The sequence below is a fragment of the Pseudomonas sediminis genome (genome assembly GCF_002741105.1).
GTDB classification, from domain to species: domain Bacteria; phylum Pseudomonadota; class Gammaproteobacteria; order Pseudomonadales; family Pseudomonadaceae; genus Aquipseudomonas; species Aquipseudomonas sediminis.
In genome coordinates this window covers 339,063-359,118 of the sequence record NZ_NIQU01000003.1, presented here as the reverse complement: position 1 = coordinate 359,118, position 20,056 = coordinate 339,063, and the positions used below count along the sequence as shown (strand labels likewise).

Below are 20,056 nucleotides of genomic sequence, written 5' to 3'. Positions count from 1 at the left end.
ATTTCGCATAGAAGTTGCGGCGTTTCTCTTGAGCGGCTGGCAACAGGGCCGTTCCTGGCCTGATTTCCTTTGTGGCATAGCGCCATTGCGGTCACCTGATCCATGCAAAGCAGCAGTGAGCTTTTTCCCGTCGCCCTGATCAGCGCCGAATTACGCGGTGATCTGAGCGAGGATGTCTATCTTCTCAAACCCAACAACAGCCCCGACTCTAGCGTCGAGCTGGCCCTGACCCGGCTCGGCCGCGCAGGTGCCGAAGGCGAGCGCGGCGTCCCCGTGGTATTGCTGCATGGCAGCTTTTCCAACCGGCGCTTCTGGTATTCACCCAAGGCCATCGGCCTGGGGCCTTACCTGGCGCGTGCGGGGCTCGATGTGTGGATCGCAGAAATGCGCGGCCACGGCCTGTCGCCGCGCAACGAAAACTATCGAGACAACCATGTGGCGCAGTACGTGCGCTATGACCTTCCAGCTATTGCTGATTTCATCATCGAGCAGACCGGGCAAGCCGCGCACTGGATCGGTCATTCCCTCGGCGGAGTGATTCTGGCGGCAGCCCTCGGCGGTGGTTATCTCGATGAGGCGCGTGCGCGCTCGGCAGCCTTGTTCGGCAGCCAGATCAGTCGTATCTACTGGCCGCTCAAGTTGCCGCCGGTGGAGTGGGGCGGCCGCCTGCTGTTGCGTGCCTTTCCTTACCTTTCCGGGCGCCGGCTGAAGCGTGGCCCCGAAGACGAACCGACCGGCCTCGCACTGGAAACCCTGCGCTGGCTCAAGCTATTCGGGCGTTTCGGCGATGCCGATCAGGATTGGTGGGCTGGCCTGACTGAGGTGCGCATACCGATTCTGGCCGTAGGGGCGGCAGCCGATCAGCAGGACCCTGCCTGGGCCTGTCGCAAGTTGCTGGAGCAGTGCAGTGCAGCGCCGTCGCAGTTCTTGCTGCTAGGCAAGGAAAACGGCTTCTCCAGCGACTTCGGGCATATCGAAATGCTGGTCAGCAAGGAGGCGCAGCGTGAGGTATGGCCACTGACCGAGTATTGGTTGCAGCATCTGCAACTACCCGCCGGTTTTGCCGAGCAGGCCTCTGCTATAGGATCTTGAGCTGCTGCTTGAGATCGTCCCGGCGTTTCTTCGGCACGGGCTTAGCGGTAAGATGTGACGCATCATGCGTAGGCGGTCATTTCAGGTTCGCCTGCTTGCTTGTCGTTCATTGCCGGGCGGGTTCGTAGCGATAGCCCGATGCTGAATTGACTCGCTTCAAGCAGGTCCATGAAGGTGGCTGCCTTCTCATCCATTGTCGAAAGGAGCTCTGTCATGCACTACATCACCCCTGATCTGTGCGATGCCTATCCGGAACTGGTTCAGGTCGTCGAGCCCATGTTCGCCAACTACGGCGGCCGCGATTCTTTCGGTGGCCAGATCGTCACCATCAAGTGCCATGAGGACAACTCGCTGGTGAAGGAGCAGGTCGATCTACCTGGTCAGGGCAAGGTGCTGGTCGTGGATGGCGGCGGCTCCCTGCGACGTGCACTGCTTGGCGACATGCTGGCCGAGAAGGCGGCCAAGAACGGTTGGGAAGGTATCGTCGTGTATGGCTGCATCCGTGACGTCGACGTCATCGCGCAGACTGATCTGGGCGTGCAGGCGCTGGCCAGTCATCCGATGAAAACCGACAAGCGCGGCATCGGCGACCTGAATGTCCCCGTCACCTTTGGCGGCGTGACTTTCAAACCCGGTAATTACCTGTACGCCGACAACAACGGCGTCATCGTTTCCCCGCAAGCCTTGAACATGCCGGAATAATCCGATGCAGGATCAGGATTCGGCGCTGTTGCACGCTTTCGTGCTCGATGGTCGTGGCGGTGCGCGCAGCATCAGTCGCGAAGAACTGGACACCCTGCTGCTAGGTGAACAGGAAAGCCTTTGGCTGCACTGGGATCGCAGTCAGGAACAGTCACAACACTGGTTGCGCGAGCACAGCGGGCTGGATGAATTCAGCTGCAACCTGCTGCTGGAGGAAAATACCCGGCCACGTCTGCTGCCTCTGCCCGACGACGAGCTGCTGTTGTTCTTGCGCGGCGTCAACCGTAATCCCGGTGCCGAGCCGGAGGACATGGTGTCGGTGCGAATTTTCGCTGATGCCCAGCGGGTTATCTCCCTGCGTCAGCGTCCACTGCACGCAACCGATGCATTGATTACTGATCTGCTGGCGGGCAAGGGGCCGAAGACGTCGTCCGAGCTGCTCCTGGAGCTCGCCCGTCACCTCACCAGTCGCGTCGATGATCTGATTGCCGAGTTGAGTGAGCAGCTCGACGTCGAGGAGGATGGCCTCGATGGCGATGAGCGCTATCGTCCTGATCACGGCCTGGTGTTGCAGATACGTCGGCGGGCAGCCAGCTTGCGTCGGTTCCTGGCGCCGCAGCGAGATCTCTACGCGCAACTGGCGCGCAATCGACAGCCCTGGTTCGTCGATGACGACGATGACTACTGGAACGAGTTGAACAACCGCCTGACCCGCTATCTGGAAGAGCTGGAGCTGATTCGTGAGCGCGTCGGCCTGGTGTTGGAGGCAGAAAGCCGGCGTCTTGGTGAGCGCATGAACCGCATCATGTACCGCTTCACCGTGATCACTGGCCTGTTCCTGCCACTGACCTTTCTGACCGGTTTGCTGGGCATCAACGTTGGCGGAATCCCCGGGGCGGAAAACCCCGTTGGCTTCTTCATCGCCTGCGGCCTCATGGTCCTTCTGGCACTGGCCCAATTGCTGCTTTTTCGCCGTTGGCGTTGGCTGTGATGTGTGACTCATCCGCTGGCTACTTCGTCTAGCCGTGACATCCCGTGAGGTGCGCATGCACGATCCATTCGAAGAGTCTCTACGCGATTTGCTCAAGTCCTCGTCGTCCAGCCATGACGACGATGCTTGCCTGCACCGGGTTCTCAAGACCGCCAATCGCCAGGTCGGTGCTGGTGACCTGTTCAGCCTGATAGGCCACTGGGCGCAGGCTCTGATGATCGCTCTGAACAACGGTTCGGCGCATGTCGCGCCGGTCTCGCGCCGTAACCAATCCTCTGCTTCTGCTGATAAGGCCGACTGAAATGGAACTCGATCCCTGGACCCAAAGCCTGATCTCCGCGATGACCGCGTTGTGGACCAAGGTTGCCGGATTCATACCTAACCTGTTCGTTGCACTGGTATTGGTGCTGCTTGGTTTCGTTGTCGCCAAGTTGCTCGACACGCTGCTGTCCAAGCTGCTCGGCAAGGTCGGCCTGGACCGCCTGATGACAGGTACGGGTCTGACCAAGCTGCTGGCGCGCGTCGGCATTCACGCACCGGTATCGGCCCTGGTCGGCAAGATCGTCTATTGGTTCGTGCTGCTGATCTTCCTGGTGTCGGCCGCTGAATCGCTTGGTCTGCAGCGCGTTTCCGCGACGCTTGATGTGCTGGCGTTGTATCTACCGAAGGTTTTCGGCGCCGCCCTGGTATTGCTTGCCGGTGTGCTGCTGGCGCAGTTGGTCAGCAGCCTGATACGCGGCGCTGCCGAAGGTGTTGGCCTGGAGTATGCCAATGGGCTGGGGCGTGTTGCGCAAGGCCTGGTGATCATCATCAGTATCTCGGTGGCTATCGGCCAGCTGGAGATCAAGACCGACCTGCTCAACAACGTGATTGCCATCGTACTGATCTCCGTTGGTCTGGCGGTCGCGCTGGCGCTGGGCTTGGGCAGCCGTGATATCGCCAGCCAGATTCTCGCTGGTATTTATGTGCGCGAGCTGTATCAGGTTGGGCAACAAGTGCAGGTTGGTGAGGTCGAAGGGCAGATCGAAGAGATCGGCACAGTGAAAACCACCCTGTTGACCGATACTGGTGAGCTGGTATCGGTGGCAAATCGAGTGATGCTCGAGCAACGCGTGAACAGTCGCTGACGCCAATCTGTTATTTTATGTAGCTGCCCGACAGGCGTGACCTGCCGGGCGCTTTTCGTCCTGACTGTCGGCCCGACTCGTTTTGAACAAAGCCCAGCCCTTGCCCACGCGTTACAACCCCCGCGAGCTCACTGATGAAGAGCTGGTGGCGCGCGCCCACGACGAGCTTTTTCATATAACTCGTGCTTATGAAGAGCTGATGAGGCGCTACCAGCGCACATTATTTAACGTTTGTGCGCGTTATTTAGGGAACGAAAGGGATGCTGATGATGTCTGTCAGGAGGTGATGCTTAAAGTTCTCTATGGCCTTAAGAACTTTGAGGGTAAATCCAAGTTCAAAACCTGGCTTTACAGCATTACCTACAACGAATGCATTACTCAGTATCGAAAAGAGCGGCGGAAGCGTCGATTGGTTGACGCCTTAAGTTTGGACCCGCTCGAAGAAGCTTCCGACGACAAGACACCCAAAGTCGAGGAGCGAGGCGGTCTGGATCGCTGGTTGGTTCACGTCAACCCGATTGATCGCGAGATTCTAGTGCTACGTTTTGTCGCAGAGCTCGAGTTTCAAGAGATTGCTGACATCATGCACATGGGCTTGAGCGCAACAAAAATGCGCTACAAGCGAGCATTGGATCGGTTGCGGGATAAATTTTCGGAAACCTCCGAAACTTAGTTCAGCATTCCGACCACTAAGGGAGTGGCGAAACCTGATAAAATCGCCAACAAGTTGCCGACTGAATTAACGGTGACTTATTAACCACCAAGATGGGGATTTAACGGATGAAAGTAAAAAACACCTTGGGCGTAGTCATTGGCTCTCTCGTTGCCGCAACCTCCTTCGGCGCGCTGGCGCAAGGCCAAGGCGCCGTCGAGGTGGAGGGCTTCGTCAATCGCTACTTCACCGACGTTCAGCGTGATTACGCGCACAACGAAGGCAACCTGTTCGGTGGCAGCATCGGCTACTACCTGACTGACGACGTCGAACTGGCGCTGTCCTACGGCGAATACCACGACCTGCGTGGCGAAGGTTCGCAAGGCAGCAAAAACATCAAGGGCAACCTGACCGACCTGAAGGCCATCTACCACTTCGGTCAGCCGGGTGTTGGTCTGCGTCCGTACGTCTCTGCCGGTTTCGGCCATCAGAGCATCGGTGATGCCAACAGCGGTGGTCGCAACCACTCCACCCTGGCTATCGCTGGCGCTGGTGCCAAGTACTACTTCACCGAAATGTTCTACGCCCGTGCTGGCGTTGACGCTCTGTACAACATCGACCAGGGCGACACCGAGTGGCAAGCTGGCGTGGGTGTTGGTCTGAACTTCGGTGGTGGCAGCAAGCCTGCTCCGGCTCCGGTCGTAGCTGCTGCACCTGAGCCGATGCCAGAGCCTGCTCCTGAGCCGGTAATGGAAGCTGTTCGCGTTGAGCTGGACGTCAAGTTCGACTTCGACAAAGACCGCGTCAAAGAAGAAAGCTATGGCGACATCAAGAACCTGGCTGACTTCATGAATCAGTATCCGCAGACCACCACCACTGTTGAAGGTCACACCGACTCCGTTGGTAGCGACGCTTACAACCAGAAACTGTCCGAGCGTCGTGCAAACGCCGTTCGTGAAGTACTGGTTAACCAGTACGGTGTTGACGGTAGCCGCGTGAGCACTGCCGGTTACGGTGAAACCCGTCCGGTTGCTGACAACGCCACCGACGCTGGTCGCGCTATCAACCGTCGCGTTGAAGCTGAAGTAGAAGCCCAAGTTAAGCAGTAATGCTTCTGGTGCTTTAAGAAAAACCCGGCCTCGGCCGGGTTTTTTCTTTTCTGGAATAAAAAAGCCCGCCGAGGGGGCGACGGGCAAACAACGGCCTCGCAGGTGCGTGAAGCATTCACGCATGAAGGAGCAGGGGCATGCTGATTTGGGTGCTGGCGCGGGCGACTTCGCCGATCACCAGAATGGCCGGGCTTTTCAGAGCGAAGGCCATCGCGTCGTCCTGCATCGTTGCGAGGTGGCTGCGGCATTCGCGTTGCTCGGGCAGCGAGGCGTTCTCGATCATCGCTACCGGCATCTCATCGCTCATGCCGCCAGCGAGCAGGCCGTCACGAATGTCTGCCAACTTGGCCACGCCCATATAGACCACCAATGTCGTGCCGCTTTGGGCCAGGGCTGTCCAGTTCAATGAGCTGTCATCCTGAGTATGGGCCGTGACCAGGGTTACGCCGCGAGCCACACCGCGTAAGGTCAGAGGAATACCGCAGTTGGTGGCGCCAGCCAGCCCGGCGGTAATGCCGTTGACCGTTTCCACGTCGATTCCATGTTCGCCGAGCCAGTCGGCTTCCTCGCTGCCGCGACCAAAGATGCACGGATCGCCGCCTTTCAGGCGCACCACGCATTTGCCCTGGCGTGCATAGCGCAGCATCAAACGATGAATAAACGCCTGCGGGGTGGAGCGACAGCCACCGCGCTTGCCTACCGAGATGATACGCGCGCTGGGGCAATGCTCGAGCACGGCCGGGTTGACCAGATCGTCGATCATCACGATCTCGGCCTGGTTCAGCGCCTTGACTGCCTTGAGCGTCAGCAGCTCGGGATCACCGGGGCCGGCGCCTACCAGCCAGACTTTTGTATTCATGTTTACCACCTCTCGTTGGGTGTCGCGGGGCCGCCTAGGTCGTGCGCACCGGTTTTTTGCAGTGGTGCGCACAGCGCACCCTACGCGTGTGTCGTCACTGACTGCTGGGCCAGCAGGCGTTTGATTTCGGGTACACAGGAGCCACAACTGGTGCCGCATTTGAGCGTCTGCTTTAACCCATCCAGGTCCAGGCCGCGCTCTATGCCGACACGCACCGCGCCTTCGCTGACGTTCAGGCAGTTGCACAGGATCTTGCCGCCCAGGGTGGTGCTGGAATTGCCTGGCGGCGCGGAGACCGGCGCCAGCAGCCAGCGACGCAGGTCGGCATTGGCCTGGCCGTCCAGCCACAGGCTTCTGAGCCATTCACTGGCGGCGGTTTCCCCGGCCAGACGAATGCTGACGATACGGCCGTCCTCGATGCGCACACGTTTGCCCACTGCGCGGCGCGGGTCGTCGTAGGCCAGCACCGGACCTTCATTCAGGCGCAGCAGGCGGTCGATCTGCGTCAGCAGCTGTGGCTGCGGCGCCACGGCGCTGGCGGCGCGGATCAGCAGAGCGGGGCGCTCGCGACCGGTGGGGATGAGACTGGCGTAGGCGAACGCTTCGAACAGCGGGCGCAGGGCCTCGAAGCGGCTCTGCACTTCACCTTCGACCAGGGCGAACAGCTGCCAGGGCAGTTCTACCTTATCCACCTCAACGCCGGCATGCTTGAGCTCCGGCTGTTTGGACAGTGGATCGAACGCTGGCTGGGTCAGCACGTTGGTTCCGAGCCCCTTGAGGAAGCGATCGCCCCAGTGCATCGGCAGCCAGGCCTGGCCGGGACGCACCGACTCGTCGGCCTGCACCGGCAGGATCAGGCTGCCACGGCGGCTGCGCAGTTTGATTAGCTCGCCGTCCTGCAGGCGTCGGCGCCGCAGTTCGTCCGGGTGCAGGCCGAGTACGGCGGATTCGACATGGCCGAACAGGCGTGCGGCGGTGCCGGTGCGGCTCATACCGTGCCACTGATCGCGCAGGCGGCCGGTGTTGAGGGTGAGCGAATAGCGCGCCTCGCGCTTTTCCTTCGGCGCACGGTACGGGTCGGCGTGGAACTGTGCTCGCCCGCTGGCGGTGGGAAAATTCCCGTCGGAATAGAGGCGTTGGGTGCCTTGGTACGCGCCGACCGGGAACGGCCACTGCTGAGGACCTTGATCATCCAACAGCGCGTAGCTGAGCCCCGAGAGGTCGAGGTCGCGTTTGGCGGTCAGGTGTTTGTATTCCTCGAACAGCGCCTCGCTGCTGGAGAAGTCGAACAGGCTTGGCAGGCCGGGGCGGAGCAAAGTTTCCAGGCGACGAGCGAAGTCGCAAGTGATCGACCAATCGGGCCGCGCCTCTGCGGGTGCTGGCACGGCGCGGCGCACATGACTGACGCGGCGCTCGGAGTTGGTCACCGTGCCTTCCTTCTCGCCCCAGCTGGCGGCGGGTAGCAGCAGGTCGGCGTAGCGGCAGGTTTCGGTGGTGAAGAATGCCTCCTGGACCACGACGAAAGGGCAGGCGGCCAGGGCCTCGTGCACCTTGCTCTGGTTCGGCAGCGACTGCGCCGGGTTGGTGCAGGTGATCCACAGCGCCTTGATGCGTCCGTTGTGCACGGCATCGAACAGTTCGATGGCGGACAGACCAGGCGTTTCCGGTAGGGCGTCGACGCCCCAGTAGGCGGCGACTTCGGCTCGGTGTTCGGCGTTGCCGGCCTCGCGATGCCCCGGCAGCAGGTTGCTCAGGCTGCCGGTCTCGCGGCCGCCCATGGCGTTGGGCTGGCCCGTCAGCGAGAAGGGACCTGCGCCTGGCTTGCCGATTTGCCCGGTGGCCAGGTGCAGGTTGATCAACGCGCTGTTCTTCGCTGTGCCGGACGAGGACTGATTGAGCCCCATGCACCACAGCGAGAGGAAGGAAGGCGCCTTGCCGATCAGCTCGGCGCAGCGCTGCAGAGCGTCGAGGCTGATGCCGCAGATATCGGCGGTGGCGGCCGGGCTGTAGTCGCGCACCAGGTTCTTCAGCGCTTCGAAACCTTCGGTATGGGCGTCGATGTAGGCGCGGTCGACCCAGCCTTCCCACAGCAGGATATGCAGGATGCCGTGAAACAGCGCCACATCGGTGCCGGGCAGGATCGCCAGGTGCAGATCGGCCAGTTCGCAGGTGTCGGTACGCCGCGGGTCGATGACGATCACTTTCATCTCGGGGCGGCACGCCTTGGCTTCTTCCAGGCGGCGGAACAGCACCGGGTGTGCGTAGGCCATGTTGGAGCCGGCAATCAGCAGGCAGTCGCTCAGCTCGATGTCTTCATAGCTGCAGGGCGGAGCGTCGGCGCCGAGACTGCGCTTGTAGCCAACCACCGCCGAGCTCATGCACAGCCGCGAGTTGGAGTCGATGTTGTGGGTACCGACCAGGGCACGGGACAGTTTGTTGAAGGCGTAGTAGTCCTCGGTCAGCAACTGGCCGGAGATATAAAAGGCCACGCTGTCCGGTCCGTGCTCGCGAATGGTTTCGGCGAACACCGCTGCAGCGTGATTCAGAGCGCTGTCCCAGTCCGTGCGTGAGCGGCCCAAACCCTTGCCCAGGCGCAGTTCGGGGTAGAGTGCGCGAGCGTCGAGATCGCCGGTCAGGTGCAGAGTCGAGCCCTTGCTGCACAGTTTGCCGAAGTTGGCTGGGTGGCTGGGATCGCCGGCAACGCCGAGGATTTTCTCGCCGTCGTGCTCGATCAGTACGCCGCAGCCCACGCCGCAGTAGCAGCAGGTGGAGGCGGTGATTTGTGTGGGGGCCATATTCGTGACTCCTGCAGGAAGAGGATGGGAGGGCGTCGCGGCTAAAGCCCCTCCCACATGGCGTTACGCCAGGGCCAGCAACACCCGGCCGTTTTCGACCTTGGCCGCGTGCCGGTGCGCGCAACCGACGTCCGGCGCCATGGCCTCGCCGGACTCCAGCTCGATCTGCCAGTTGTGCAGCGGGCAGGCCACACGCTTGCCGTAGATCAAACCCTGGGACAGTGGGCCGCCCTTGTGCGGGCAGCGGTCGTCGAGAGCGAAAACCTCGTCGCCGCTGGTACGGAAGATGGCGATGTCACCCTTGGGGCCGCTGACGATGCGCGAGCCGAGCAGGTTGATCTCGTCCAGGGCGCAAATATCCAGCCAGTTCATACGGTGGCCTCCTCGAGTTGCACGACCTTGATGGTGTCGAATTCCTTCTTCAGCTGTGGCGTCTCGATGCGCTCCTTCCACGGGTCCTGCTCGAACGACAGGGCGTAGTGCAGGCGCGCGGCCAGGGCCTTACGGTTGGCTTCGTCTTCTAGCACCGCCTTCTTGATGTGCTCCATGCCGACGCGCTGCATGTAGTGCACGGTGCGCTCCAGGTAGAAGGCCTCTTCGCGGTAGAGCTGGAGGAAGGCGGCGTTGTATTCGCGCACTTCCTCGGCGGTCTTCACCTTGACGAAGAACTCGGCGACCTCGGTCTTGATGCCGCCGTTGCCGCCGATGTACAGCTCGAAGCCCGAATCCACACCGATGATGCCGACGTCCTTGATGCCGGCTTCGGCGCAGTTGCGCGGGCAGCCGGAGACCGCCAGCTTGACCTTGTGCGGCGACCACATGTTGAACAGGTCGTGTTCCAGGTCGATGCCGAGCTGGGTCGAGTTCTGCGTGCCGAAGCGGCAGAACTCGCTGCCGACGCAGGTTTTCACGGTGCGGATGGATTTGCCGTAGGCGTGGCCGGAGGGCATGTCCAGCTCTTTCCATACCGCTGGCAGGTCTTCCTTCTTGATGCCTAGTAGGTCGATGCGCTGGCCGCCGGTGACCTTGACCATGGGCACCTTGTACTTGTCGGCCACATCGGCGATGCGGCGCAGCTCCGACGGATTGGTCACGCCGCCCCACATGCGCGGCACCACCGAGTAGGTGCCGTCCTTCTGGATATTGGCGTGGGCACGCTCGTTGATCAGGCGCGACTGCGGGTCGTCCTTGGCCTCGCCCGGCCAGGTGGAGATCAGGTAGTAGTTCAGCGCCGGGCGACAGGTGGCGCAGCCGTTGGGCGTACTCCAGTTGAGAAACGTCATGGTCTGCGCCATGGAGGTCAGGTGTTGCTCGCGAATCGCCTTGCGGATCTGCCCGTGGTTGAGGTCGGAGCAGCCGCAGATGGCCTTCTCGCTCTTGGGCTTGACGTCAGCGGCGCCGCCGACGGTGCTGATCAGGATCTGCTCGACCAGGCCGGCGCAGGAGCCGCAGGAGCTGGCCGCCTTGGTGTGCTTTTTCACCTCGTCAACCGAGAATAAGCCGTTTTCCTGGATCGCCTTGACGATGGTGCCCTTGCACACGCCGTTGCAGCCGCAGATTTCCATGCTGTCGGGCATGTTGGCGGTCTTGTCGGCGCCCTGATGGCCGACGTCGCCGATGGCGCCCTCGCCGAACATCAGATGGTCGCGAATCTCGCTGACGTTGTGGTTCTCGCGGATCTGGCGGAAGTACCAGCCGCCATCGGCGGTGTCGCCGTACAGGCAGGCGCCGACCAGCACGTCATCCTTGATCACCAGCTTCTTGTACACGCCGCCGATGGGGTCGGAGAGGGTGATGGTCTCGGTGCCTTCTCCCCCCATGAACTCGCCAGCGGAGAACAGATCGATGCCGGTGACCTTGAGCTTGGTCGAGGTCACCGAGCCCTGGTAGCGCGAGTAGCCGAGCTGGGCCAGGTGGTTGGCGCAGACCTTGGCCTGCTCGAACAGCGGCGCCACCAGGCCGTAGGCGATGCCGCGGTGGCTGGCACATTCGCCGATGGCGTAGATGCGCGGATCAAAGGTCTGCAGGGTGTCGTTGACCAGGATGCCGCGGTTGCAGGCGATGCCGGCGCTCTCGGCCAGCTCGCTGTTGGGGCGGATGCCAGCAGCCATCACCACCAGATCGGCTGGGATCACTTCGCCGTCCTTGAACTTCACCGCGCAGACGCGGCCTTCGCCGTTGTCCAGCAGCTCGGCGGTGTGTTTGGGCAAGAGGAAGTTCAGGCCACGGTCTTCCAGGGACTTTTGCAGCAGCTCGCCGGCGGTGCGATCAAGCTGACGCTCCAGCAGCCAGTCGCCGATATGCACCACGGTGACGTCCATGCCGCGCAGCTTGAGGCCGTTGGCAGCTTCCAGGCCGAGCAGGCCGCCGCCGATGACCACCGCGTGTTTATGAGTCTTGGCGGTGTCCATCATGGTCTGGGTATCGGCGATGTCGCGGTAGCCGATCACACCGTCCAGGTCCTTACCCGGAATCGGCAGGATGAAAGGGTTGGAACCGGTCGCGATAAGCAGACGGTCGTATTCGGCCTCGCTGCCATCGTCTGCTATCACCAGGCGTTGCTTGCGGTCGATCTTGACCACCTTGCGCCCGAGCAGCAGCTTGATGCCGTTCTCCGCGTACCAGTTGAGATCGTTGAGCACGATCTCCTCGAAGGTCTGCTCGCCGGCCAACACCGGTGAGAGCAGGATACGGTTGTAGTTGGGGTGCGGCTCGGCGCCGAACACGGTGATGTCGTAAAGATCGGGAGCGAGCTTGAGCAGCTCTTCGAGGGTGCGCACACCCGCCATGCCGTTGCCGATCATCACCAGCTTGAGTTTTTGCATGCCGGCCATCTCCTGAGTCATGGATCACGGAAAAAGGTGGCTGCCAAAAATGGCAGGCCAGAAAAACAAAAAAGGCGTCCCGCTAGTCACCTAGCGAGGACACCTTTGTCCTATCCCGTTCTATCGGGAAGCGCACTGCTCGTCGTTGAGCCGCGCGCTTTAATCAAGTTGTACGGCTAGCAATGCAGCGCTTGTGCCAATTTGCCAAAACCGCAGATTTAGCGGGTTTCAGGGTGCAACATGACCGTGCGGCGCTGCTGCGGGCGCACCTTTTCAAGGCCGTGAGCGCCGATTTGGTGCGGCGCTGGCCAATCAGCGGCTGAGTTCGACCTTGCCTGCCGTATGCTCGGCCTGTATTGGCGCCTGCGTTGTGCTGGGCAAATGGGTCGTGGTGGCGTGAGTGGGAAGGGGAAGAGTGAGGAGTGGCCAGGCGGAGAGGCTGGCGATCAGAGCAGCGCGTTGAGCGCGATGGCGCATAGCTGGCATTGCGGTTCCTCCCAAGGTAGCTCTGCACCGGGGCTGCGCAGGGCTTTTATCGTTATGCACTAAGGCGTAGCAGATGGATTAGCAACTGTCACGCCAACAGGTCGGTTATCCGACCACGCGATTGACCTTGGGAAATTTGGCGCTGAAAGGCTCTGGCATCGGCACCACCTTCGACTGCAGATAATCGAAGAACACGAAGCCGGACTTGGCCATCGCCACGAGAGCGCCATCAGCCGGACGGGTGATGCGGAAGGTGATGTCGCCACCGTACTTGTTGAAATCCATCACGCCGACTTCGAACAGCAATTGGTCGCGCGCATGAGCCTCTGCGCGGTAGGTGGTGGCCAGGTCGGTGACGATGATGCCGCTGCCTTTTCCGTCGGTTTCGCGAATACCGAACTCGAAGAGGAAACGCGCACGCGCCTCGGAAATCATCGAGATCATCGAGTCATTGCCCAGGTGGTTGGCGCCGTTGATGTCGGTGACGCGCACGGTCAGGTGGGGGCTGTAGCAGTACTGGTCTTCGGGGAAATCGAGGGTCAGGCGTGCCATGGTCGAGCCTTGGTCGAGGAGAGCGGCGATTGTAACCTCAGCGGTGCAGGCTGTTGAGGTGGTAGAACGTGACGCGACCACCTTCGCTATCCGGTCCGTAATTGTCCTGGATGTAGGCGCCGGCCTTGAAGTACAGGTACTGCTTGCTCCAGCTGCTGCTCAACTGGCGGTAGAGCGAGCCGTCGTCGCCATCCGTGCTGGCCACGCTGATGCCGATGCGTCCGCTGGGTGTGACGCGCAGGTCGTAGCCGAAGCGCTCGCCAAGCTGGATGTTCTCGGCCAGCAGAATGTTCTGCACCTCGCTGTCGCCTGGGCGGGCGCGCAGCAGTGCCTCCACCCGGCCAACCCCTCGTCGATAGTGATATTGCAGCTTGAGCAGCGGATCGTTCTGGCTGCCTGGTGCATCGGTGCTGTGGATCTGACCGATCACCACCTTGTTGCGGCTGGGCACCTGGTCGACCTGTAGCACGGCACTGAGATAGCTGTCCGAACTGGCATGCAGCCAGTTATCGAGTGTGCCGTCGTGCTGGGTTTCGCGCAGTTCGCTACGCGGATAGCGCGCATCGGGCGTGGTCGAGCCGGTAACCGGCACCCAGAAGGTCACGCTACCGTCGGCATTGCGCCGAAAGTAACGGCTCTCATAACCGTTATTCAGGCGTTCGGTGGTGATGGTGGTCGGTGCCGGTTCGGTGGGAATCGACAGATTCCAGGTGGTGAGATCGAGCACGGGATTCTCTGCTTGTCGGTTGAGGGCCCTTGTTCGTCTCTGCGATGGAGCAGAGGTTCAACCGCCCCGGCCCTTGTGCCAGGGCGGTTCATTGCGCTCAGGCGGCCGGGCGTTGCTGGCGCTGGTAGAGGAACTCCAGCACGGCGGTACGGTAGGCGTGGTACTGCGGGTCATTGGCCAGCGCCAGACGGTCACGCGGGCGCGGCAGGTCGACGGCAAGGATTTCGCCGACGGTAGCGGCCGGGCCGTTGGTCATCATCACGATGCGATCAGACAGCAGCACGGCCTCGTCAACGTCATGCGTGACCATCACCACGGTGCTTTGGGTCTGCCCGACGATGCGCAGCAGTTCGTCCTGCAGGTGCGCGCGGGTCAAGGCATCGAGGGCACCGAACGGTTCGTCCATCAGCAGCACCTTGGGTTCCATGGCCAGGGCGCGGGCGATGCCGACGCGCTGCTTCATGCCACCGGATATCTCGTTGGGGTGCTTGTGCATGGCATGGTTGAGGCCGACCATGTTCAGCGCCTGCTCGGTGCGGGCCTTGAGCTGGGCCTTGTTTTCACGTGCACCGAAAACTTTTTCAACGGCCAGGTGCACGTTGCCGAAACAGGTCATCCAGGGCAGCAGGCTGTGGTTCTGGAACACCACGGCGCGCTCCGGGCCAGGGCCGTCGATCTCGCGGCCATTGCAGATCAGCCCGCCTTCGTTGGCGTCGAGCAGGCCGGCGATCAGGTTGAGTACGGTGGATTTGCCGCAGCCGGAGTGGCCGATCAGCGCCACGAACTCGCCGCGAGCGATGCTCAGGTTGACGTCTGCCAGTGCCTGGAAGCGGCCTTTCTTGGTGTCGAAGTGCTTGCTGACAGAGGTCAGCTCCACGAATTTGTCCATCGGAGTTCTCCCGTTCTGGCGCTGTGCTCCGAATTCAATCAGATGCACTTTCATTTAAAACAAAGACTTGGCGTCTATTGTTGAACTGACTTGTAGGTTGCGTAGCCCGATTGCATCCGGGCTACGCGTTGGCCGAACGCGCCGCTTCAGCTTGCGTAGTCAAAGCGCTTGGCGATCAGCAGCAGTATCTGCTCCAGCGCCAGACCCACCAGGCCGACGATGATGATGGCGATGAGAATGTGCTCGACGTTGAGGTTGTTCCACTCGTCCCACACCCAGAAGCCCAGGCCGATACCGCCGGTGAGCATCTCCGCAGCGACGATCACCAGCCAGGCCACGCCGATGGCCAGGCGAATGCCGGTCATCAGGTGCGGCAGCACGGCGGGAAAAAGGATGCGCGTCAGCACCTTGAATTCCGACAGCTTGAGCACACGGGCCACGTTCAGGTAATCCTGCGGCACGCTGGCCACGCCGGCGGCGGTGTTGAGGATGATTGGCCAGATCGAGCTGATGAATATCACCCAGATCGACGCCGGGCCAGCCGCCTCGAACACCAGCAGGCCGATCGGCAGCCAGGCCAGCGGCGAAACCGGGCGCAGCAGGCTGATGATCGGCGCGAGCATGCCGGCGAGAAAGGTGAAACGGCCGATGGCAAAACCCAGGGGAATGCCCACCAGCGCGGCTAGGCCGAAGCCGACGCCGACGCGGCCGAGCGAGTTGAGGATGTTCCAGCCGATGCCCATGTCATTGGGGCCGTTGTCGTAGAAAGGATCAGCGAACAGCACCAGGGCGGCTTGCCAGGTGCTCAAAGGGCCTGGCAGGCCTTCACTGTACTGGGCCAGCAGCGACCAGAAGCCGATGAAGGCGATGATGCCCAGCAGCGGGGCGATACCTGCCTTGAACAGGTTGCCCAGTGCGGCGGCGCTGGGCAGCAAGGCCTGCGCAGAGAGGCGCGGTTTGGCGATCGGCGGCAAGGGTGTTTTCAGGGGCGCATTCATGCTCACCTCCGGTCAGGCTTTGATGGCGAAGGAGTCGGCGTAGGCGGCCGGATTGCTGCCGTCCCAGACCACGCCGTCGATCAACGTGCTGCTGCGCAGCGGGCTGCTCGGCACGGGCAGTTTCAGCGCGCCAGCGGCCTCGGCGTAGAGCGCGGTCTGGTTGACCTGGGCGGCCACGGCCGCGTAATCCGGCGCATCCTTGAGCAGGCCCCAGCGCTTGAACTGGGTGAGGAACCACATGCCATCGGAGTGATAGGGGAAGTTGACGCTGCCATCCTTGCAGAAGGCCATGGCGTGTTCGTCCTTCCAGCTGTTGCCGAGGCCGTCCTCGTACTGGGCGAGAAAGCGCGGCTCGATCACCTGCACCGGCGCGTTGACGTACGCCTTGCCGGAAATCAGCTTGGCGGTGCTCTTGCGGTTCTCCTCGCTGGCCTCGATGAAGCGGCTGGCATCGAGAATCGCCATGATCAGTGCGCGGGCGGCATTGGGATACTGCTCGATGAAGGCACGGGTGGTGCCAAGCACCTTCTCCGGGTGATCCGGCCAGATCTGCTGCGTGGTGGTGGCGGTGAAACCGATCTTGTCGAAGATCGCCCGCGCGCCCCAGGGCTCGCCGACGCAGAAACCGTCCATGTTGCCGACGCGCATGTTGGCGACCATCTGCGGTGGCGGCACGACGATGGTCTTCACGTCGCTCATCGGGTTGATGCCGACGCTGGCCAGCCAGTAATACAGCCACATGGCGTGGGTGCCGGTGGGGAAGGTCTGGGCGAAGGTCAGCGGGTTACCGCCTTTCTTCACGTGTTCGGCCAGTTGCGCGCCGTTGGTCACGCCGGCTTCGCGCAGTTGCTTGGACAGAGTGATGGCCTGGCCATTCTGGTTCAGCCCCATCAGCACCGCCATGTCCCGCTGCGGCCCGGCCAGGCCGAGCTGGGCGCCGTACATCATGCCGTAGAGCACGTGGGCGGCATCCAGTTCGCCGGTGTTGAGCTTGTCGCGCACGCCGGCCCAGGAGGCCTCCTTGCTCGGGTTGATGGTCAGGCCGTATTTCTCGCCAAAACCCTGGGTGGCGGCAACCACCACTGAAGCGCAATCGGTCAGGGGAATGAAGCCGACGTTCAGCGCGGCTTTCTCCGGCGCATCGGAGCCGGCCGCCCAGGCTGCGCTGCGTAGCGAAGCCGGCGCCGACAGGCCGAGCGCGGCGATGCCGCTCACGGCGCCGGCCAGGGCGATGGATTGTTTGAGGAAGTTACGGCGGCTGGTGGCCAGGGGCTTGTTCGAATCACGATCGGTCATGAATCTAATCCTTGTCAGGCGCATAAACAAAAAACGGCGTACGCCAGGCCACCTCGATGGGAGGAAGGTGACCTGACGGACGCCGTTGTCCGTGATCCTCGGCCCGCCACCGTTGGCGTGCTACACAGGATTATTGACAGGGACATAGCAAAGGGCTTGCCAGCTTTTGTATACGACGGCCGAGCACGAGTATTCGGCGCCTGACAGGCGCAATAAAGATGCTGGCCTGTCAATTCTTAGCTATTAACAATCAACAACTTACAGATTACTTATGAAGTTGTTTATCTAGTCTGGGACCCAGCCCGCGCGCGGCTCGCCCTGCATGCTTCTGAGCCATTGCCGTGCATGAGCGGGCACCGCTGAGCCTTTTTGGGTCGTCAGGAGGCTGGTTGAACGCGCGCCTCCTCGACGAAGTCGCGCAGCCAACGCAACACTTCGACGGCTTCCCAGCGAGCTGGATCGAACAGCGCATAGGCCAGCCCCTGGTAACCGACCACATCCAGTTGCCGATGGTAGCCAGCGCGCTGCAACAGCGCCTCGATCTCGGCGAAGCAGGTATTGAAGTGCTGACGATTGAAGGGGGTGCGGCTCTCGGTGACGATGCCCTCGAGCTGCAGTTCCTCGACCATCTCGCGTACCCGCTCCAGCGGCATTCGGTTCACTCGGTGTTTCAGCTGCAGTACGTCCAGCATGATGGCGCTCCTGTGCAATCGATCATTTACCTGTGATGCCAAGCCTAATTCAAAAGCACTGTACAAATAAACAGTATTGGTGAATAGTAAGGCCACTGCAGACCTATCCGCCCACAAAACGGGCGCCTTGCGAGAGGAGAATTGGCAATGCAACAGATGCTGATGACGATTGTGCTATCGGTCTTCCTGTACGGCTGCGCTCAGCCCCAGGTCGAGCGACCCCAAGCCAACGGTGCCTATCTGGTGATCGAGGGCGAACAGGCCTGGGCCGTACTGGTCTCCGATGGCCAGCGTGTCGAGGAGGTGGGGACGGTGCTCGACGTGATTCGACTGCCCAGCCATCACTCCAACATAGCTGCCAGTTACGTGATCGAAACGCCCAACTGCGGCAAGCTGCAGTGGCTGACCGAACGCCATGGCGCTGCAGAAGGTGAAACCACGCTGTTGCCGGCCGCCTTCAACGAGCAACTGAGCAAGCCCGGTTGCGTGCTCGCACAAGGCCTGAGCCGAGCCTGGACGGCCCTTGACTACTCGGGCTAATCCGTAGGGTGCGCCGCACGCACAGCCATACGCCGGCGGATTGACTGGCTAGACGCACAAAGAAAAAAGCGCCGCGACCTTAACGGAAGCGGCGCTTTTCATTTATGGGCTGCCGAGTGCTTACAGCAGATGCTGCTTGTCCATCTCGATGGCGGCATCGAGGGTTTCCAGTAGCGCCTTGCGCACCTTCAGCTTGGTGTTCTTGTGCGCGGTCATGTTGATCTTCTTCATCTGCTGCGCCACCGCCTGAGCGGTAGCCTGCAATTGTTCGGCCGGCACCACCTTGTCAAGGAAGCCGGCATCTACCGCGCCAGCCGGGTCGAACATCTCGCCATTGATCACCGAACGGTGGAACGCAGACTTGCGCAGACGATCACGGGCCAGCTCGATACCGACGTGGTGCATGGTCATGCCGATCTGCACTTCATTCAGGCCGATATTGAACGGGCCTTCCACGCCGATACGGTAGTCGGCCGACAGCAGGATGAACGCACCCTTGGCCACGGCATGACCGGCACAGGCGACGATGATCGGGTAGGGGTGAGCGAGCATGCGCCGCGCCAGGGTAGAGCCAGCAGCGACCAGGTTGATTGCATTCTGCGGGCCCGAGGTCATCACCTTCAGGTCATAGCCGCCGGAAAGAATGCCCGGCTGACCGGTGATGATGACGATGGCGCGATCCTGCTCGGCGCGGTCGAGGGCGGCATTGAACGCAGCGATCACGTCAGGCGAGATGGCATTGACCTTGCCATTGCTCAGGGTGAGGGTGGCGATGCCGTCGTCGAGTTGGTAGCTGATCAGGTCGCTCATGGCGGTTTTCCTTGTTAGAGCCTTGGGGGCGAATGTGGGCAGAAGGTACTCAGCCGCAGCGCTCTGGTAAAGCGCCGCGGCTGACTGGCTGGTCAGTGCTTTTACCTATCGCGGCGATGCCGGATGGCAATTGGTCGAACGCAAAGCCAGGCCCTTAAGGTGAGCAGCGAACCGGAGGAGCTGCCCCATGAACACCCTGTATTCCATCCTTTATATGCTTGCCGTGATCGGCCTGCTGCTGGCCTCGGTCGTGCTCAGCGAAAGCCTCTACCTGCGCAGCCCATCCGGCGTGCTGCTGCTATTCGGCTTGGGCTTGTTCATGTCCCTGGGTTTTCTGTTGTTCGGCCACATTCGCTTCGACGAGCAGCCGTGCGACGAGCACGACGAAAACCCGCTGCGCTCTTAAGCGCATGAATCCTTTAAAAAAAATTTGCCATCGGGAAAACATTCGACTACATTAGCGCACCTCGACGGGCTGAACAGCCAATCGAGATCCGGTGAAGTGTCCGAGCGGTTGAAGGAGCACGCCTGGAAAGTGTGTATACGGGAAACCGTATCAAGAGTTCGAATCTCTTCTTCACCGCCACTTTCGCAATACCTGAAGCCCTGAAAGCTAACAAGCTTTCGGGGCTTTTTGCTTTCTGGCTTGTCGCTCTCCGCTTGGCGCAAGATGGCTAATCAGCCATCCGCTCGTTTCAACTCGATGGAGCAGGTGATTGCCTGGTCCGCCGTACACTTTCGCGCAGGCTTGCGAAATATCGTTGGTTAGCGGGCTGCGCTGGCTTGGATTCGGCGCCGGCCAGCAACTCCTTGCGTAGTTGCTGGCATTTCTCGTTTGGCATGGTCGTTCCCTTTAGGCAATTAGCTTGAACGGTTATTCGTCTGGCACGGCCAGGCCGTACTCCTTACCTGCA

General features: G+C 61.3%; 20 protein-coding genes and 1 tRNA gene. 10 read left to right on the top strand and 11 right to left on the bottom strand.

Features of this window, described 5'->3' with window-relative positions; genetic code table 11:
- Positions 1 to 102 precede the first annotated feature (102 nt).
- From CDO35_RS09710 to CDO35_RS09680, 7 genes are all read left to right on the top strand, one after another.
- Positions 103 to 1,092 carry an alpha/beta fold hydrolase gene (locus CDO35_RS09710; protein WP_099524277.1) on the top strand — a complete coding sequence of 330 codons (990 nt, stop codon included), beginning with the start codon at positions 103 to 105 and terminating at the stop codon, positions 1,090 to 1,092.
- 213 nt (positions 1,093 to 1,305) lie between these two features.
- Complete coding sequence (gene rraA, locus CDO35_RS09705) at positions 1,306 to 1,794, top strand: ribonuclease E activity regulator RraA (RefSeq protein ID WP_099524275.1); 489 nt, start codon at positions 1,306 to 1,308, stop codon at positions 1,792 to 1,794.
- A 4-nt stretch (positions 1,795 to 1,798) separates the two neighbouring features.
- Entirely contained in the window at positions 1,799 to 2,785 is a 987-nt protein-coding gene (locus tag CDO35_RS09700) for a zinc transporter ZntB (RefSeq protein WP_099524271.1), read from the top strand.
- A 49-nt stretch (positions 2,786 to 2,834) separates the two neighbouring features.
- Entirely contained in the window at positions 2,835 to 3,086 is a 252-nt protein-coding gene (locus CDO35_RS09695; RefSeq protein WP_425048536.1) for a CrfX protein, read from the top strand.
- Position 3,087: 1 nt separating this feature from the next.
- Positions 3,088 to 3,912: a mechanosensitive ion channel family protein gene (locus CDO35_RS09690; RefSeq protein ID WP_099524265.1), complete on the top strand. Its 825-nt coding sequence runs from the start codon at positions 3,088 to 3,090 to the stop codon at positions 3,910 to 3,912.
- Positions 3,913 to 3,994: 82 nt separating this feature from the next.
- Positions 3,995 to 4,585, top strand: a complete 591-nt coding sequence (gene sigX / locus CDO35_RS09685; protein ID WP_099524262.1) for an RNA polymerase sigma factor SigX — start codon at positions 3,995 to 3,997, stop codon at positions 4,583 to 4,585.
- 107 nt (positions 4,586 to 4,692) lie between these two features.
- Positions 4,693 to 5,673, top strand: coding sequence for an OmpA family protein (locus tag CDO35_RS09680; RefSeq protein WP_099524260.1), 981 nt, complete (start codon positions 4,693 to 4,695; stop codon positions 5,671 to 5,673).
- Positions 5,674 to 5,788: 115 nt separating this feature from the next.
- Here CDO35_RS09680 and cobA read toward each other — a convergent pair whose 3' ends face one another.
- The 10 genes from cobA to CDO35_RS09630 all read right to left on the bottom strand — a co-directional run bounded on the left by cobA (position 5,789) and on the right by CDO35_RS09630 (position 17,792).
- Positions 5,789 to 6,532: a uroporphyrinogen-III C-methyltransferase gene (cobA, locus tag CDO35_RS09675; protein ID WP_099524258.1), complete on the bottom strand. Its 744-nt coding sequence runs from the start codon at positions 6,530 to 6,532 to the stop codon at positions 5,789 to 5,791.
- Between the two features lie 80 nt (positions 6,533 to 6,612).
- A complete protein-coding gene (locus CDO35_RS09670; protein WP_099524256.1) occupies positions 6,613 to 9,327 on the bottom strand; it encodes a nitrate reductase in 2,715 nt (904 codons plus the stop codon).
- Between the two features lie 63 nt (positions 9,328 to 9,390).
- A complete protein-coding gene (gene nirD, locus CDO35_RS09665; RefSeq protein WP_099524253.1) occupies positions 9,391 to 9,699 on the bottom strand; it encodes a nitrite reductase small subunit NirD in 309 nt (102 codons plus the stop codon).
- Positions 9,696 to 12,152, bottom strand: a complete 2,457-nt coding sequence (gene nirB / locus CDO35_RS09660; protein WP_099524250.1) for a nitrite reductase large subunit NirB — start codon at positions 12,150 to 12,152, stop codon at positions 9,696 to 9,698. Before nirB ends, nirD begins: the two co-directional genes overlap by 4 nt.
- A gap of 591 nt (positions 12,153 to 12,743) precedes the next feature.
- On the bottom strand, positions 12,744 to 13,190 hold the full coding sequence (locus CDO35_RS09655) for a thioesterase family protein (RefSeq protein ID WP_099524248.1): 447 nt from the start codon (positions 13,188 to 13,190) through the stop codon (positions 12,744 to 12,746).
- A 37-nt stretch (positions 13,191 to 13,227) separates the two neighbouring features.
- Positions 13,228 to 13,917 (bottom strand): polysaccharide lyase family 7 protein, encoded by a 690-nt coding sequence (locus CDO35_RS09650; protein ID WP_099524246.1) that lies wholly within the window; start codon positions 13,915 to 13,917, stop codon positions 13,228 to 13,230.
- A 97-nt stretch (positions 13,918 to 14,014) separates the two neighbouring features.
- Positions 14,015 to 14,806, bottom strand: a complete 792-nt coding sequence (locus CDO35_RS09645; RefSeq protein ID WP_099524244.1) for an ABC transporter ATP-binding protein — start codon at positions 14,804 to 14,806, stop codon at positions 14,015 to 14,017.
- A gap of 146 nt (positions 14,807 to 14,952) precedes the next feature.
- A complete protein-coding gene (ntrB, locus tag CDO35_RS09640) occupies positions 14,953 to 15,804 on the bottom strand; it encodes a nitrate ABC transporter permease (protein ID WP_099524242.1) in 852 nt (283 codons plus the stop codon).
- A 12-nt stretch (positions 15,805 to 15,816) separates the two neighbouring features.
- Positions 15,817 to 17,100, bottom strand: a complete 1,284-nt coding sequence (locus CDO35_RS09635; RefSeq protein ID WP_099524238.1) for a CmpA/NrtA family ABC transporter substrate-binding protein — start codon at positions 17,098 to 17,100, stop codon at positions 15,817 to 15,819.
- A gap of 377 nt (positions 17,101 to 17,477) precedes the next feature.
- Positions 17,478 to 17,792, bottom strand: coding sequence for a hypothetical protein (locus tag CDO35_RS09630; RefSeq protein WP_012018520.1), 315 nt, complete (start codon positions 17,790 to 17,792; stop codon positions 17,478 to 17,480).
- A gap of 147 nt (positions 17,793 to 17,939) precedes the next feature.
- On the opposite strand from CDO35_RS09630, the gene CDO35_RS09625 reads away from it, so the two are divergent.
- On the top strand, positions 17,940 to 18,332 hold the full coding sequence (locus tag CDO35_RS09625; RefSeq protein WP_099524235.1) for a hypothetical protein: 393 nt from the start codon (positions 17,940 to 17,942) through the stop codon (positions 18,330 to 18,332).
- 120 nt (positions 18,333 to 18,452) lie between these two features.
- Here the strand turns inward: CDO35_RS09625 and CDO35_RS09620 are convergent, their stop codons facing one another.
- Complete coding sequence (locus CDO35_RS09620) at positions 18,453 to 19,142, bottom strand: crotonase/enoyl-CoA hydratase family protein (RefSeq protein ID WP_099524233.1); 690 nt, start codon at positions 19,140 to 19,142, stop codon at positions 18,453 to 18,455.
- 187 nt (positions 19,143 to 19,329) lie between these two features.
- On the opposite strand from CDO35_RS09620, the gene CDO35_RS09615 reads away from it, so the two are divergent.
- Entirely contained in the window at positions 19,330 to 19,548 is a 219-nt protein-coding gene (locus CDO35_RS09615) for a hypothetical protein (protein WP_099524231.1), read from the top strand.
- A gap of 90 nt (positions 19,549 to 19,638) precedes the next feature.
- A tRNA-Ser gene (locus CDO35_RS09610) sits at positions 19,639 to 19,728 on the top strand.
- Positions 19,729 to 20,056 lie beyond the last annotated feature (328 nt).

What these genes read in the sequence shown, in the direction of transcription:
- CDO35_RS09690 (WP_099524265.1), top strand. Translation starts at nt 3,088, where the DNA reads ATGGAACTCGATCCCTGGACCCAAAGCCTGATCTCCGCGATGACCGCG.
- cobA (WP_099524258.1), bottom strand. Translation starts at nt 6,532, where the DNA reads ATGAATACAAAAGTCTGGCTGGTAGGCGCCGGCCCCGGTGATCCCGAG.
- nirD (WP_099524253.1), bottom strand. Translation starts at nt 9,699, where the DNA reads ATGAACTGGCTGGATATTTGCGCCCTGGACGAGATCAACCTGCTCGGC.
- rraA (WP_099524275.1), top strand. Translation starts at nt 1,306, where the DNA reads ATGCACTACATCACCCCTGATCTGTGCGATGCCTATCCGGAACTGGTT.
- nirB (WP_099524250.1), bottom strand. Translation starts at nt 12,152, where the DNA reads ATGCAAAAACTCAAGCTGGTGATGATCGGCAACGGCATGGCGGGTGTG.
- CDO35_RS09630 (WP_012018520.1), bottom strand. Translation starts at nt 17,792, where the DNA reads ATGCTGGACGTACTGCAGCTGAAACACCGAGTGAACCGAATGCCGCTG.
- CDO35_RS09670 (WP_099524256.1), bottom strand. Translation starts at nt 9,327, where the DNA reads ATGGCCCCCACACAAATCACCGCCTCCACCTGCTGCTACTGCGGCGTG.
- CDO35_RS09710 (WP_099524277.1), top strand. Translation starts at nt 103, where the DNA reads ATGCAAAGCAGCAGTGAGCTTTTTCCCGTCGCCCTGATCAGCGCCGAA.
- CDO35_RS09615 (WP_099524231.1), top strand. Translation starts at nt 19,330, where the DNA reads ATGAACACCCTGTATTCCATCCTTTATATGCTTGCCGTGATCGGCCTG.
- CDO35_RS09625 (WP_099524235.1), top strand. Translation starts at nt 17,940, where the DNA reads ATGCAACAGATGCTGATGACGATTGTGCTATCGGTCTTCCTGTACGGC.
- CDO35_RS09645 (WP_099524244.1), bottom strand. Translation starts at nt 14,806, where the DNA reads ATGGACAAATTCGTGGAGCTGACCTCTGTCAGCAAGCACTTCGACACC.
- CDO35_RS09680 (WP_099524260.1), top strand. Translation starts at nt 4,693, where the DNA reads ATGAAAGTAAAAAACACCTTGGGCGTAGTCATTGGCTCTCTCGTTGCC.
- CDO35_RS09700 (WP_099524271.1), top strand. Translation starts at nt 1,799, where the DNA reads ATGCAGGATCAGGATTCGGCGCTGTTGCACGCTTTCGTGCTCGATGGT.
- ntrB (WP_099524242.1), bottom strand. Translation starts at nt 15,804, where the DNA reads ATGAATGCGCCCCTGAAAACACCCTTGCCGCCGATCGCCAAACCGCGC.
- CDO35_RS09635 (WP_099524238.1), bottom strand. Translation starts at nt 17,100, where the DNA reads ATGACCGATCGTGATTCGAACAAGCCCCTGGCCACCAGCCGCCGTAAC.
- CDO35_RS09620 (WP_099524233.1), bottom strand. Translation starts at nt 19,142, where the DNA reads ATGAGCGACCTGATCAGCTACCAACTCGACGACGGCATCGCCACCCTC.
- CDO35_RS09655 (WP_099524248.1), bottom strand. Translation starts at nt 13,190, where the DNA reads ATGGCACGCCTGACCCTCGATTTCCCCGAAGACCAGTACTGCTACAGC.